General features: G+C 62.2%; 14 protein-coding genes. 8 read left to right on the plus strand and 6 right to left on the minus strand.

Annotation, left to right across the window (positions count from 1 at the left end):
- Positions 1 to 118: 118 nt before the first annotated feature.
- The 3 genes from NKI61_RS25845 to NKI61_RS25855 all read right to left on the minus strand — a co-directional run bounded on the left by NKI61_RS25845 (position 119) and on the right by NKI61_RS25855 (position 3955).
- Positions 119 to 1768, minus strand: a complete 1650-nt coding sequence (locus NKI61_RS25845) for a thiamine pyrophosphate-binding protein (RefSeq protein ID WP_023668226.1) — start codon at positions 1766 to 1768, stop codon at positions 119 to 121.
- A complete protein-coding gene (locus NKI61_RS25850) occupies positions 1765 to 2940 on the minus strand; it encodes a CaiB/BaiF CoA transferase family protein (protein ID WP_352841510.1) in 1176 nt (391 codons plus the stop codon). The genes NKI61_RS25845 and NKI61_RS25850 overlap by 4 nt, the downstream gene beginning before the upstream one ends.
- Before the next feature lie 82 nt (positions 2941 to 3022).
- Positions 3023 to 3955 (minus strand): alpha/beta fold hydrolase, encoded by a 933-nt coding sequence (locus tag NKI61_RS25855; protein ID WP_352841511.1) that lies wholly within the window; start codon positions 3953 to 3955, stop codon positions 3023 to 3025.
- 120 nt (positions 3956 to 4075) lie between these two features.
- Between NKI61_RS25855 and NKI61_RS25860 the strand changes: the two genes are divergently transcribed.
- The 4 genes from NKI61_RS25860 (at position 4076) to NKI61_RS25875 (ending at position 7203) form a co-directional block, all read left to right on the plus strand.
- Complete coding sequence (locus tag NKI61_RS25860) at positions 4076 to 4966, plus strand: alpha/beta fold hydrolase (protein ID WP_352841512.1); 891 nt, start codon at positions 4076 to 4078, stop codon at positions 4964 to 4966.
- Positions 4963 to 5412 carry a MarR family winged helix-turn-helix transcriptional regulator gene (locus NKI61_RS25865; protein WP_023690845.1) on the plus strand — a complete coding sequence of 150 codons (450 nt, stop codon included), beginning with the start codon at positions 4963 to 4965 and terminating at the stop codon, positions 5410 to 5412. The genes NKI61_RS25860 and NKI61_RS25865 overlap by 4 nt, the downstream gene beginning before the upstream one ends.
- A 98-nt stretch (positions 5413 to 5510) precedes the next feature.
- Positions 5511 to 6518 (plus strand): ribonuclease T2 family protein, encoded by a 1008-nt coding sequence (locus NKI61_RS25870; protein ID WP_023821788.1) that lies wholly within the window; start codon positions 5511 to 5513, stop codon positions 6516 to 6518.
- 70 nt (positions 6519 to 6588) lie between these two features.
- Entirely contained in the window at positions 6589 to 7203 is a 615-nt protein-coding gene (locus NKI61_RS25875; RefSeq protein ID WP_156933741.1) for a hypothetical protein, read from the plus strand.
- Positions 7204 to 7208: 5 nt separating this feature from the next.
- Here NKI61_RS25875 and NKI61_RS25880 read toward each other — a convergent pair whose 3' ends face one another.
- Positions 7209 to 8495 carry a GGDEF domain-containing protein gene (locus tag NKI61_RS25880; protein ID WP_023746932.1) on the minus strand — a complete coding sequence of 429 codons (1287 nt, stop codon included), beginning with the start codon at positions 8493 to 8495 and terminating at the stop codon, positions 7209 to 7211.
- A gap of 234 nt (positions 8496 to 8729) precedes the next feature.
- Between NKI61_RS25880 and ettA the strand changes: the two genes are divergently transcribed.
- A complete protein-coding gene (ettA, locus tag NKI61_RS25885) occupies positions 8730 to 10379 on the plus strand; it encodes an energy-dependent translational throttle protein EttA (RefSeq protein WP_023725379.1) in 1650 nt (549 codons plus the stop codon).
- 338 nt (positions 10380 to 10717) lie between these two features.
- Here ettA and NKI61_RS25890 read toward each other — a convergent pair whose 3' ends face one another.
- Complete coding sequence (locus tag NKI61_RS25890) at positions 10718 to 11494, minus strand: DpnI domain-containing protein (protein ID WP_352841514.1); 777 nt, start codon at positions 11492 to 11494, stop codon at positions 10718 to 10720.
- A gap of 157 nt (positions 11495 to 11651) precedes the next feature.
- Between NKI61_RS25890 and tam the strand changes: the two genes are divergently transcribed.
- On the plus strand, positions 11652 to 12431 hold the full coding sequence (tam, locus tag NKI61_RS25895) for a trans-aconitate 2-methyltransferase (RefSeq protein WP_352841515.1): 780 nt from the start codon (positions 11652 to 11654) through the stop codon (positions 12429 to 12431).
- A gap of 131 nt (positions 12432 to 12562) precedes the next feature.
- On the plus strand, positions 12563 to 13684 hold the full coding sequence (locus tag NKI61_RS25900; protein WP_023668239.1) for a beta-ketoacyl-ACP synthase III: 1122 nt from the start codon (positions 12563 to 12565) through the stop codon (positions 13682 to 13684).
- On the opposite strand, the gene NKI61_RS25905 is transcribed toward NKI61_RS25900, so the two are convergent.
- Positions 13685 to 13834 (minus strand): hypothetical protein, encoded by a 150-nt coding sequence (locus NKI61_RS25905; protein ID WP_245260485.1) that lies wholly within the window; start codon positions 13832 to 13834, stop codon positions 13685 to 13687.
- A gap of 69 nt (positions 13835 to 13903) precedes the next feature.
- On the opposite strand from NKI61_RS25905, the gene NKI61_RS25910 reads away from it, so the two are divergent.
- Entirely contained in the window at positions 13904 to 14521 is a 618-nt protein-coding gene (locus NKI61_RS25910) for an MOSC domain-containing protein (protein WP_352841517.1), read from the plus strand.
- Positions 14522 to 14546: the final 25 nt, after the last annotated feature.

Here is a 14546-nt window from a genome sequence, read left to right on the forward strand (position 1 = left end):
GTCTGCAACGCTGCAGATTGGCGAAGGGCGACATGACATCCAATCTCCCCCCTTGAGGGGGAGATGTCCGGCAGGACAGAGGGGGGTGTGACGGAACTCGGCTTTCGCTGCTAACTTCTCAGCTCTTGTCGCGGATCTGCGTCATCGTCCGCGTCGGCGTGATCGCCTCGGGATCGAGCCTTATCTCGACGATCGCCGGCTTGCCGCTGGCGCGGGCACGCTCGAAGGCAGGGGCAAAATCTGCCGTGTTCTCGACCGTCTCGCCGTGGCCGCCATAGGCGCGGGCAAGAGCGGCAAAGTCAGGGTTCTTCAGATCGGTGGCGACGACGCGGCCGGGATAGTCGCGCTCCTGGTGCATGCGGATGGTGCCGTAGATGCCGTTGTTCACGACGATAACGATGATCGGCAGGTCGTATTGCACGGCGGTAGCGAATTCCTGTCCGTTCATCAGGAAGCAGCCGTCGCCGGCAAAGGCGATCACGGTGCGGTCGGGATGGAGCGCCTTGGCGGCGACCGCAGCCGGGGTGCCGTAACCCATCGAACCGGAGGTCGGCGCGCCTTGGGTGGCGAAGCGGCGGAAGCGGTGGAAGCGGTGCACCCAGGTGGCGTAATTGCCGGCGCCGTTGGTGAAAATGGCGTCATCGGGCAAAATCTTTTCCAGATAGTTCATGATCGGCCCCATCTGGACCGGGCCGGGGCCGGTCTCAGGCGGCGTCGACCAGTCGAGGTAGGCAGCGTGTGCTTTCGCTGTCTCATCCGCCCAGGCTGGCGTGGAGGTTGGCTTGCGCTTGGCAAAAGCCTCGACGAAGGCCGAAGGCGAAGCGTTGATCGCCAGGGTCGGCCGGTAGACGCGGCCGAGTTCGCCGGCATCGGCATGGACATGGACCAGCGTCTGGTCGGGGTAAGGGCTCTTCAGCAACGTATAGTCGGAGGACGGCATCTCGCCCATGCGGCCGCCGATCAGCAGCACCAGGTCGGCCTGCTTGATGGCGGTGGCCAGCTTCGGGTTGATGCCGATGCCGACATCGCCGGCATAGTTCGGGTGCAGATGGTCGAACAGCATCTGGCGGCGGAAGGAGCAGCCGACCGGCAGCGACCAGGCCTCGGCAATGGTGCGCATACGTGCCACCGCTTCCTCGTCCCAGCGTGTGCCGCCGAGGATGACGAAGGGACGCTTGGCTTTGGCCAGAAGCTTTTCCAAAGCATCGAGTTCGGCTTCGCCGGGCCGGGTTTCGACCGGCGTGTGCGGCAAGGCCGCGGGCGCGTCGACAAGACTGGTCAGCATGTCCTCCGGCAGCGAGACGACGACGGGGCCGGGGCGGCCCGATGTCGCGACAGCAAAGGCGCGGGTGACGAGTTCGGGGATGCGCGCGGCATCGTCGATCTCCACCACCCATTTGGCGATGTCGCCGAAGAAGCGCTTGTAGTCGACCTCCTGGAAAGCCTCGCGCTCCTTGGCGTGGCTGGCGACCTGGCCGATGAACAGGATGACGGGTATCGAATCCTGCATGGCAATGTGAATGCCGGCCGACGCATTGGTGGCGCCGGGGCCGCGGGTGACGAAGCAGATGCCGGGCTGGCCGGTCAGCCGCCCCTGGCAGTCGGCCATCATGGCGGCGCCGCCTTCCTGTCGGCAGACAATGGTGCGGATGGGCGAGTCATGCAATGCGTCGAGCACCGCGAGATAGGATTCGCCGGGCACGCAGAAGATGCGGTCGGTGCCGTTCGCCTCGAGTGCGTCGACAATCAGTTGTCCACCGGTCTTCATCGTCCAGACTTCTCCAGTTCGGCAAGAATTTCTTCGGTATGTTCGCCAAGGCGTGGCGAAGGGCGTTCATAGACCAGCGGTGTGCCGGACATCACCATCGGCGCGCGCACCGAGGGCAGACGATTGCCATGGCCATCGTCGAGGTCGAGGCGCATGCCGCGTGCGATCGTCTGCGGGTCGGCAAACATCTGGCCGATATTGTTGATCGGGCTCGCCGGCACGCTTGCCGCTTCGAGCTTGGCCAGCAACGGGTCTCGGTCCCAGTTCTTCAGCGTCTCGATCATGTGCTCGCGCAATTTCACCCGGTTGGCGACGCGGGCCGGATTGGTGGCGAAATCGGGATTCGCTGAGAGATGGTCGAGTCCGACGGCGGCGCAGAATTTGGCGAACTGGCCGTCATTGCCGACCGCCAGGATGATATGGCCGTCCCTGACCGGGACAACCTCATAGGGCGCAATGTTCATATGCGCATTGCCCATCTGCACCGGCGCCTTGCCGGAGACGAGATAGTTGAGGTTCTGGTTGCCGAGTGCGGAAATCTGCGTGTCGAACAGAGCCATATCGATATGCTGTCCCTGGCCGGTCTTTTCGGCATGGCGAAGCGCTGCCTGGATGGCGATCACCGAATAGAGGCCGGTGAAGATGTCCGATATGGCGACGCCGGCTTTTTGCGGCTCGCGCCCGACCTCGCCGGTGATCGACATCATGCCGGCCATGGCCTGGATGATGAAATCATAGCCGGCGCGGGGTGCGTAAGGCCCATCCTGGCCGAAGCCGGTGATCGAGCAGTAGACGAGCTTTGGATTGATCGCCTTCAGGCTCTCGTAATCGAGCCCGTATTTCTTCAGGCCGCCGAGCTTGAAATTCTCGATCAGAACGTCGGCCGTGGCAACCAGCCGGCGCACCGTCTCGGCCCCTTCCGATGTCGAGAAATCGACGGCGATGGAACGCTTGCCACGATTGCAGGAATGGTAATAGGCGGCCGACAGGTTCTCGCCATCATGGCTCATGACGAAGGGCGGACCCCATTTGCGGGTATCGTCGCCGCCATCGGGGCTCTCGACCTTGATGACATCGGCGCCGAGATCGGCCAGCAATTGTCCTGCCCACGGGCCGGCCAGGATGCGGGCGAGTTCGACGACGCGGATGCCTTTCAGCGGAGGTTCAGCCATAAATCACCAAAAACGGGTCGGAACCGCAGCCTCTATCAACCCGGGATGCCGCTGTCACGGGCCTTGCGGTAGGCCAGCGATGTCACTGTTTGAGCACGCTATCGGCCCAGGCAGCGAAATCGTCCATAACGGTGTCGCGGTTCACCTCGTTCAGGCTTTCGTGGCGGGTGTCGGCGTAAACCTTTGAAACCAGATTCGAAAAGCCCATCGCGCGCATGCGCTTGGCGAGATGGTCGATGCCCTTGCCGTAGTCGGAGGCCGGATCCTTCTCGCCGCCGACGATTCTGACGGGCAGGTCGCGCCTGATGCCGGCAAAGCCCGCATCCTTGCCGCCTTTCTGCGCCATCTCCACGACATCGCGCCACATCGAGATCGAGGCATCCCAGCCGCACAGCGGGTCGGCAATGTACTTGGCCACTTCAGCCTCGTCGCGCGACAGCCAGTCGAACGGCGTCTTATGGCTGGGCACCGCCTTGCCCCAGGCCTGGAAGGTCAGTTTGGGCAAGACGCGTGAGGGAACATCGGAGCCGAGCCTGAAGCGTTCATAAGCGAGGATGGCGAGTGCAAGCTGACCAAGCAGGCCTTGTGAGAAATTGCCGTTCCAGATCGCCGCGGCGTGGACGCGCGGCGAGTGCGCCAGCAGGTAGTTGAGCGCCACCGACGCACCCATCGAATGGCCGAACAGGATGACCGGCAGGCCGGGCTGCTCCTTCGCAATCAAATCGTGGACTGCGTCGACATCGGAGATCACCTTGGCCGGGCCGCTTGTGCCGGCGAATCTGCCGAGCGGGGCATCGGGCGCCTTGGTCGCGCCATGGCCGCGATGGTCGTGGACGTAGACATGAATGCCGCGGGTGCTGAGGTAATCCGCGAAGCGGGCATAACGCGCGGCGTGTTCGGCCAAGCCATGGTTAATCTGGACGACGGCCCGTGGAGAGCCGCTCGCGTGCTTCACATAGAGGTTGAGCGTGGCCCCGGTCGGTGAGGCCAGCGTCGTCTGCTCGTCAAATGCCATCTCTCGCTCCCGTCGGCGACTGTTGGGCGACGGCGTGACCGGCGTCAAGGGGAGGGCTATTGACAGTATGCTGTCAATTTGATTATATGACAGCATACTGTCAAAATGGGGAGCATGAGCATGAAAACCTTTTCGACCGTTTCGCGCCGCGCGTTTCTGCTGGCGAGCCTGTCATCCGCAATGCTCCTGCCCGGCATTGCATCCAGCCAGACCAGGGAGATGACCATGAAGACCTCAACCATTGCCGGCCCGCAGGGCCAGCTTGCCGGCTACGACATCAAATCCGGCGGCGGCCTGCCGATCCTGTTCGCGCATGGCGATTGCAGCCGCGCCACACAGTGGAACCGGGTGATGCAGCTCACCGCAGGTGGCCGTGAGGCGGTCGCCTTCGATTTTCGCGGCCATGGCGCATCGGCGCCTGCAACTGATGCCGACTACGGCTATGACGGCCGTGCCGACGATATTGGTGCGGTGGCCGATGCGTTCGGCCTGAAGCGGTTTGTGCTCGTTGCACATAGCGGCGGCAGTGGGGCCGCGCTCGCCTATGCCGCCGGCCATGCCGACCGTGTTGCCGGCATCCTGCTGGTCGATCCGGCGACCGATCCGCGCGCCCTGCCCAAAGAGATTCGCGACGGGTTCGTGCGCGATCTGGCGGGGCCAAACGGCGGCGACGCCCTGAGCGCTTATTACACCTCGATCGCCGGCTCCAATGAAGATGTCCGCAAACAGGTCCTCGCCGATGCGGCGGTGGTCAATCCGGCGGCTCGGGCAGGCGTCGGCAAGGCGCTGGCGGAATGGAATCCCGAACCGACGCTCGATGACTATCACGGGCCGATCTTCGTGCTGGCCACGGAGGCCAATGACAATGCGGCGGCCCTGTTTCGGCTGCGCAGCGGAATTGGCCACAGAACCGTCGCCGGTTCCGGCCACTGGGTGATGCTTGACAAGCCGGAGGCGGTGGCTGAAGCCGTCAACACTTTCGTTTCCACCATCGAGGCCGGCCAGAAATGACAAGCAGGACCGAAGCCGGAGATGTGCTCACCGAACTGGTGCTTGCCGTGTTCCGGCTGAATGGCGGGTTTCTCGACGCGGCCGACCGGCTGGCCGAGCCTGCCGGGTTGACGGCGGCGCGCTGGCAGGTTCTGGGCGCGGTGCTGAAGGAGCCGAAATCGGTGGCCGACATTGCCCGCGACATGGGGCTTGCCCGCCAGAGCGTGCAGCGCCTTGCCGACATTCTGGCCGCCGAAGGGCTTGCCGCCTATGCGGACAACCCGGCGCACCGCCGCGCGAAGCTCCTGGCGATGACCGATGCCGGCCGGGCCGCGATCCGGGATATCGGCACGCGCCAGCATGTCTGGGCCAACCGCATCAGCGAGGGCATCGAGGCTCGCGCGCTCGAGACAGCGCTTGATCTGCTGCGTATGTTGACGAAGCGGGTCGAGGAGGGCGGGGTCTGATCGACCGAGCGATTGTTTTTTGCGGCGGACGAAAGAAATCGTAATTCTGACATGTCACACGTTTCTAGCTTGCGCTATGAAACGCTAGGAGTGCTGGAATGCGGATATCGGCGATATGGGGTGCGGTGTTGGTGGCGCTGGCCGGTGTCGGCCTAGCGCGCGCCGACGTGAAGATGAGCGGCTCCTTCGTGGCCGATGCTGCCTGTCCAGCAACGCAGGCAATCAAGAGCGGCAAGAACCCCGGCAATATCGCGACAACGGCTGGACAGAGCTACGACCTCCTGGCCGGCAACAAGGATGCGCCGACGCATTACCTCATCCGCGTGCCGGGCGCCGATCCTGAGCGTCGCTGGGTCAAGATCAGCTGCGGTCATGTCGCCGGCGGCAGCGCAGCCGCCCAGCCGGCCGCGCCCGCCGATCAGGGCAAGCCTGCGGCTTCGGGAAAGCCCGAATATGTCTTTGCGCTGAGTTGGCAGCCGGCCTTCTGCGAAACCAAGGCAAGCAAGCCCGAATGCCAGGCGCAGACGGCGGGCGGTTTCGACGCGTCGCATTTCACGTTGCATGGTCTGTGGCCGCAACCGAACGGCAATTTCTATTGCCAGGTGCCGGCGAGCGACAAGGCCAATGATAATCCGGCCCATTGGGCCGACCTGCCGCCGGTCAACCTCGATGCCAATACGCGCGCCGAACTCGACCAGGTGATGCCTGGCACCGCCTCCAAGCTCGAACGGCATGAATGGATCAAGCACGGCACCTGCTACGGCAAGAGCCAGCAGGAGTATTTTGCCGAGGCGCTGAACCTGATGCGGGCGGTGAATGCCTCGCCGGTGCGCCAGCTCTTCACCAGGAACGTCGGCAAGCAACTGACTTCGGACCAGATCCGCAGCACCTTCGACAGCGCGTTCGGCGCCGGGGCGGGCGCGCGGGTGCGTGTCTCCTGCCTGGTCGATCCGTCGAGCGGCAGGCGGCTGATCGGCGAGCTGACGCTCGGCCTGACCGGCCCGATCGGTCCGGACAGTTCGCTGGGCACTCTCATGCTCGCCTCGGCGCCGACGACCAAGGCGGGCTGTCCGAAGGGTTCGGTCGATGCGGCCGGGTTCCAGTAGGATATCCGTCTGTCGCTTGGCAGTGACGCGGTGATATGGTCTGGCTGTGATTCATTCGGCGGGGGTGGCGATGAGTGGCATGACATCAGGCGGGCTGGCGCGGCTGGCTTTCTGGGCCAGGGGAATGACAGCCATAAAAGACGGCCGCATGGAATGGCCGGGCTTTTCCTATACCGATGCCGAGTGGGCGCGCATGCGCGTGCTTGCCGCGCCGATCGGGGCAGGCCGCTACCAGCTGTTCACTTGGGTCAATGCCGCGATCTTCATCGCCATTGCCGCGCTCGGCATCGTCTGTGTCTTCCTGCCGCTGGCGACACTTTTGTTTCCGGTGCCGGCCGAGACCAGCGCGCTCAAATTCTCGGCTCTGCTGGCGGCGTGTGCCTTCCTCATAATCGGGCTCGGCTTGCCGATCTCCATGCGCCTGTCGAGCGCGTTGGCCATCTCCCGGGAGATGCGCGCCGGTCTTGTCGGCGAAGCCGGTGACGAAGCGCTGGCAGCAAAAGTGTCTTGGCAGATCAACCGCATCATGCTGGTCATGTGCGGCCTGCTGGTGCCCGGGATTCTGTTGTTCATCGCTTATGACATCGATGCCAGTCCGATCATCACCGTGCTGAAATGGCTGGCCATCGCGCTGATAGCCGTTTCAGTTGCGGTCGGCGCGTTGCAGCAGCGCAAGCGGAGCTGACAGCCTTATCCGCTGACGCCACGCGTGGGCAATGTCCACGCAGTTAGGTCTTCGGCATCGTCATGCGCTTCGCCGACGACGCGGTCACGCCCGGTGGACTTGGCCCTGTAGAGACGCTCGTCGGCAAGGGCGAAGAGATCGGCAAGCGAGCCTACGGTCTCATCGACAGTGGCGATGCCGGCGCTGACGCTGATGTCGAACCGGTTTACGCACGCTTTGACGGCCTGGCGGAGGTTTTCTCCGAGCAACCTGGCGACCGCATGCGGCTGCGAGCAAAGGATGGCGAACTCCTCGCCGCCGATCCTGAAAACCTGATCGTGTGCGCCGGCCGCCTGGGTCAGCACCTGGGCGATCGATCTCAGCACCCTGTCGCCCTCGGCATGGCCGAAGCGATCGTTGATCGACTTGAAATGGTCGACGTCGACGATCAGCAGGCTGAGCGGTTGGGCCGTGCGCAGGCTGACGGCAACCAGACGTTCGCCGTCGCTGTCAAAGCGTCCCCTGTGCAACAGGCCGGTGAGGCCGTCGCGGCCGACATGTTCGACCAGGGCTTCGTAGCGCTCGCGATAGGTCAAGGTGTTGAAGACGTCGGACAGCCCGCGCGGTGCCACGACCTGACGCGTTTCGAACCATCTGAGGTAGGCGACAAGCATGGCGCTGTAGGCAAAAGCGGCACCCATCTTCGCGAACCAGCCGCCGAAGAAGACCGCGATCGGTGCGCCGGCGACGAAATGCAGGGCGGTGAAAAATCCGGCCTGGTCGAAGGTGAGCACGCAGGCGACGCAAATCAGGATGCGGGAGAACGGCGCCTTGCGCAGATAACGCCCGAGCTTTTCGTAAAGCAGGATGATCAGGATGGCGTCGATGAAGAGCAGCGTCGTGCCCCATACCATCAACCAGCCCATCTGGTCGATGAAGCCGATATCGGGAAGCTTGCCGTCGGAAAGAGCTGAAATATCGTGCAGGCGCAGGATCAGGACCAGCCCGATCATCAAGGCGTTGCCGAGCAGCAGGCCATAGATCGGCTGGCGCACCGTGGCCGCATCTTCCTTCATGTAGAGCAGAAGCAGCATCACCAGCTTGCCGGAGAACAGCACCGCCGAGCCTGGCGAGACCATGCCGAAGGGCAGGGCGACATAGAAGACGCTGGCGAGATAGGTTTCGAGGAAATGCATGGCGCCCAGCGCGCAGACGAAGACGCCGAGGCCGATGCGATCCCTGAAGCGGAACAGCGTGACCATGACGCTGAAGTAGACGACCGCTTCGGCAAGGAGCAGGAAACTGTTCAGCACTACCTTCGGTCCGATCTTTACTTTCGATCGCGACAGGCCAGCGATCAATCCTGTTTTGACGCTGAAGGGTTAACCGGGGATTTCAACGCTCCCTACAACCGGCGGAAAACTTAACGTGCGGTGTACACCCGGCTTGAAATGGCAAAAGCGATTGCCGTTCGGCCCGGCATCGCCTACATAGCGGCCAACCTCCATTCAATCCGACATTTCGGTCAATCATCAAGGAAAGCGCGCGTGGCACGCCAGTTCATCTATCACATGGCCGGCCTCAACAAGGCCTATGGTACCAAGAAGGTGCTTGAGAATGTTCATCTCTCCTTCTATCCCGACGCCAAGATCGGCATCCTCGGCCCCAACGGCTCGGGCAAGTCGACGATCCTCAAGATCATGGCCGGGCTCGACAAGGAGTGGAACGGCGAAGCCTGGCTCGCCGAAGGCGCCACCGTCGGCTATCTCGCGCAGGAGCCGGCGCTCGATGCCAACAAGACGGTGTTCGAGAACATCATGGAAGGTGTCGCCGCCAAGACCGCCATCATCGAGCGCTACAACGAATTGATGATGAACTACTCCGACGAGACGGCTGACGAGTCGGCCAAGCTCCAGGACGAGATGGACCGGCTCAATTTGTGGGATCTCGAACAGCAGGTCGAGATGGCGATGGAAGCGCTGGGCTGCCCGCCCAAGGATTCCGAGGTCACCAAGCTTTCGGGCGGTGAGCGCCGCCGCGTCGCGCTCTGCCAGCTGCTGCTGCGTCAGCCCGACCTCTTGCTGCTCGACGAACCGACCAACCATCTCGACGCCGAAACCACGGCGTGGCTCGAAAAGCATCTGCGCGCCTATCCGGGCGCCGTGATGATCATCACCCACGATCGCTACTTCCTCGACAATGTCACGGGATGGATCCTCGAGCTCGATCGCGGCCGCGGCATTCCCTATGAGGGCAACTACACCAAATACCTCGAAGCCAAGGCCAAGCGCCTCAAGCAGGAAGGTCGCGAGGACGACGCCCGCCAGCGCGCTATCGGCCGCGAGCGCGAGTGGATCCAGTCCAGCCCGAAAGCCCGCCAGACCAAGTCCAAGGCGCGTATCCAGGCGTTCCAGGAGCTGCTGGATGCAGCCGACAAGCGGCGTCCGAGCGATACGCAGATCGTCATTCCGCATGGCGAGCGGCTCGGCAATGTGGTGATCGAGGCGGAAGGCTTGTCGAAGGGCTTTGGCGACACGCTGTTGATCGAAGGCCTGGAATTCAAGCTGCCGCCAGGCGGCATCGTCGGCGTCATCGGCCCGAACGGCGCCGGCAAGACGACGCTGTTCCGCATGATCACCGGCCAGGAAACGCCGGATGCCGGCTCTGTCCGCATCGGCGAAACGGTGAAGCTCGGCTATGTCGATCAGAGCCGCGATGCGCTCGATCCGTCAAAGACCGTCTGGGAAGAAATCTCGGGCGGCGCCGAAGTGGTCAAGCTCGGCAAGTTCGAAGCCAACACCCGCGCCTATTGCGCATCGTTCAACTTCCGTGGCGGCGACCAGCAGCAGAAGGTCGGCAACCTCTCCGGCGGCCAGCGCAACCGCGTGCATCTGGCAAAAATGCTGAAGACCGGCGGCAATGTGCTGCTGCTCGACGAACCGACCAACGATCTCGACACCGAAACGCTGGCGGCGCTCGAAGACGCGCTGGAAAATTTTGGTGGCTGCGCGGTCATCATCTCGCACGATCGTATGTTCCTCGACCGCCTGGCCACCCACATCCTCGCCTTCGAGGGCGACAGCCATGTCGAATGGTTCGAGGGCAATTTCGAGGACTACGAGCAGGACAAGATCCGCCGGCTCGGCCCCGAAGCCGTCAACCCGCACCGCATGACCTACAAGAGGCTGACGCGGTGATAACTGCCGGAATATTCGAAACCTTCGAAATCTAGGCGGCTTGGAACTGAACGACAAATCGCTTCGCTAGCGTCTCGCTAGCGAAGCGTCCGACTTCTTCGTAGTCGGGAGAATGTTCTGCGCTATCTGGTGATTTCAGAACAACAAAACCATCCGCTTCCGCAATGATCTGAAACGTAAGGTCCTCACTCTCAACAGGCGTCGAATGACGTGCACCGCAATTCGGGCACTCGTCATCGCACCTACAGGACCACTCATCGGCCCAATGCTCGCTGCATCTGTAGCATTCGTAGTGATTGGCATACCATGCCATTGGAAGAAGCTCTCGTGTCGTTACGTCATGGCGGACTACGTCTAACACGATAGCGACCACGGGACACAAAATCGAGATATCGATTATCTCTGAGGCGCTGCAATTGCTGACGAATTTTTGGCCGCACATTCCTGTTATTTGGATACAGCAAACTCAGTCGTCCTTCGAACGCATAAATTTGCTCGATATCGAACTCTGGCGAGCCAATTAAGTCGATGCATTTCATGACTTCGATTAGCCAGCCGCGCGCGTCCGCGTCTTCCTGACGAAGAAAGAGCGTCTTTTGCCATTGTGCGAAGACGGTTTCTTTCGGAACCGCGACACCGTTTGGAACAATGTGGATTCGCCCCGAGTCCGGTATACGACCGAGCAATATGTTGGAGCCGATCCAGCCTGCTCTTCTGGCCGTTAACGCCAGTGGGCTCCTTTTTTCGATTATGTGGGGGACGAAGAAGTGCTTTGGCACCATAAAGACGTTCAATACCGCCATCCGCACCAAATCATAGTTCAGCAATATCAAATTCGGGTTGGTTGAAGATGCCAATCTCTCGATTTTGGTAAAGTACGCTCCGTCAGCAACCTTTGCGCCGAAGGTTTTCTTCTGGCTCTTCAGTTCAAACTGATCATTGCAATTGCTGCAGAGAAAGTCGGCGACAGGCAGGTTTGCAGGAAACTGAGTAACATGAGAGCTGGCGCAGTTAGGGCAGTAAATCCATTGCGAAACCCACTGTTCGGTCCAAATTCTGGCCCGCTGCGAGCCACTGCTGTACTTTGTTTGAGCCTCTTCGAAGCCAAATTTCATCGATGATCAAAACCATCTGGAAGATGCAGACAGGTCGAACTTACCGGTCGGCGACGAACGCAATCAAGAGCCTCGTATCGCGGCAAAGCGAGTTGCGCTTTTGGCTTCGAATGATATCAGCATGCGTCCGGATCAAGCACAGAGATCGGATAGGATGATGACTGAGCGCGAAGACTGGTCCGCCGCCCAATATCTGAAATTCGAGGATGAGCGCACACGGCCCGCGCGCGATCTCGTCGCGCAGGTGCCGGTGGATTTCCCGCGCCGGGTGGTCGACGTCGGCTGTGGGCCGGGTAATTCGACCGAGCTGCTGGTCGAGCGCTGGCCGGATGCTGACATCAGCGGCTTCGACACCTCTCCCGACATGATCGAAAAGGCGAGGGCGCGCCTGCCCAGCGTCAATTTCGACCTCGCCGATGCCTCGACATGGCGGCCGGCCGAGCCGGTCAACGTCATCTTCGCCAATGCGGTGTTCCAATGGCTGCCCACCCACCCGGTAGTGTTCCAGCGGCTGATGGGCTTTCTCGCGCCGGGCGGTGCGCTCGCCGTCCAGATGCCCGACAATCTGCTTGAGCCGTCGCATCGGCTGATGCGCGAGACGGCCGCCGAAATGCCGTTCGCCGCCAAGATGGCAGGTGCTGCGCGCGGACCGCTGCCGGCGGTGTCGTTCTATTATGATCTCTTGTCGCCGCTCTCCGACCGGGTGGATATCTGGCATACGGCCTACAATCATCCACTGACCGACGCCGAGGCGATCGTCGAATGGGTGAAGTCGACGGGGCTGAAGCCTTTCCTCGATCCGCTCGACGCCGGCGAGCGCAAGACCTTCCTCGACAGCTACACGGCCAAAATTGCCAAGGCCTATCCGAAGACCGCAAACGGCAAGGTGCTGCTGCGCTTCCCGCGCATTTTCATCGTCGCCAAGCGGGCCGGTTAGCACTCCCGATGACATCCCGCCACAGCCTATGGTTTAAGCCGGCGTAAACCGGTGGGGTGAGAAAAGTGTTGTGTCGCGCCCCCTCGTCGTTCACATGAGAACGACAACGCCTGCGCATGGACGGACTGGATATGCATCGCGTCATCATCAGCGGCATCGGCGTTGAAATCCCTGAAGCCAAGATCACCAATGAAGAACTGGTCGCCAGCTTCAACGCCTGGGTCGACACCGAGAATGCGCGCCGGCAAGGCACGGATGAGACGCTGCTGCAGAAATCCGACAGCGCCTTCATCGTCCATGCCTCGGGCGTCCAGACCCGCCATGTGATCGAGCGCGAAGGCATTCTCGATCCGACCCGCATGGCGCCGCGCATTCCGGCGCGGCCCGATGATGCGCTGTCGCTGCAGGCCGAGTTTGGAGTGGCCGCGGCCCGGAAGGCGCTCGACCATGCCGGCCTGAAGCCGTCCGACATCGACCTGGTGATCTGCTCGGCCTCGCACCAGCAACGGCCCTATCCGGCGATCGCCATCGAAATGCAGGAGGCGCTGGGCACCAAGGGCGCCGGCTTCGACATGGGGCTTGGTTGTTCATCGGCCGCGGCCGCCTTGCACATTGCGGCCAATCTGGTCCGGGCGGGCGCGCACAAGCGCGTGCTGGTGGTCACGCCGGAGATCATCACCGGCCATCTCAATTTCCGCGACCGGCAGACGCATTTCATCTTCGGCGATGCATCGGTGGCGATGGTGGTCGAGGGGCTGGGCGAGGGCGAGAGGCGGCCGGGGCGTTTCGAGGTGCTGGACACGCGCACCTGGACGCAGATGTCGAACAATATCCGCACCAATCTGGGCTATCACACCCGCACCGCCCAGGACGATCCTTACATGATCAACCTCGAAGGCAATCTGATCAAACAGGTCGGCAACAAGGTGTTCAAGGAAGTCACCGTCGCCGGCCACAAATTCATTGTCGAATTCCTCGCCGAGCACGGGCTGACGCCGCAAGCCATCAGGCGATTCTGGCTGCATCAGGCCAATGCGCGAATGAACGCCATGATCCTGAAACTGGCCTTCGGCCACGAGGTCGACCATGACCGCGCGCCGATGGTGCTGGAGCGGCTCGGCAACACCGCCGGCGCTGGCGCCATCATCGCGCTGTCGGAAAACCACGCCGACATGAAGCCCGGCGATTTCGGCGTGCTGTGCGCCTTCGGCGCCGGCTATTCGATCGGTGGCGCGCTTTTGCGGATGCTGTAATCAGGCCGGCATGAACGGCACCAGCATCGGTACGCTGCGGGCATAATCGTCATAGGCGTTGCCGAGTTCTCCGCGCAGAAAGCGTTCCTCCAGCCTTGCTTTCATGACGATGCCGATGGACGCCATCAGCCGGTTTGATCGAATCATCATCGCTTTCGACTGGACCCGAGCCCACGGCTACGGCTATTTGCGACGTCATCCTGCAGAAGGAACGAAGCCATGCTGGACCTCTTCCCGGAGTCTGAGAAGCCGGTCGACATCATCCCCGCCAGGAGGCTGTCCGCCAAAGTGGCCGCTTTGTACGTCGCCCCGTCGAATCACTTTCAGACGCGCCCAGTGGAAGCATTGCAGCTCGGTTTCGAAGGCATCGACGGCGACTTCCACGCCGGCGCCACCCGTCGTTCGGGCGGTCGCGAACCCTGGTATCCGCGCGGCACCGAAATCCGCAACGAGCGGCAGATATCAATCGTAGCAGCGGATGAACTCGCCGTCGTTGCCGAGCGGATGGGGCTGGCCGAGATCAAGCCGGAATGGATCGGCGCCAATCTGTTGATCGAAGGCGTGCCGCATCTCTCGATGCTGCCGTCAGGCACGCTGCTGTTCTTTAGAAGTGGCGTGACGATCAAGGTCGATGCGCAGAACGGGCCTTGCCGGCTTGCTGGACGTTCGATCGCCGAAAACGCCGAGATGGCCGATCGGGAGGCCGGCGCGCTGGCCTTCCCGAAGGCGGCGAAACGGCTGCGCGGCCTCGTTGCTTGGGTCGAGAAACCGGGTCGTATGACAACAGGGGAAGAGATCTCGGTGCGCGTGCCCGAGCAGTGGATTTATCGATCCTAGTACCGGGCTAGGGCCCGGGCTGCGC

The organism is Mesorhizobium sp. M0514, assembly GCF_040321145.1.
In the GTDB taxonomy this organism is placed as follows: domain Bacteria; phylum Pseudomonadota; class Alphaproteobacteria; order Rhizobiales; family Rhizobiaceae; genus Mesorhizobium.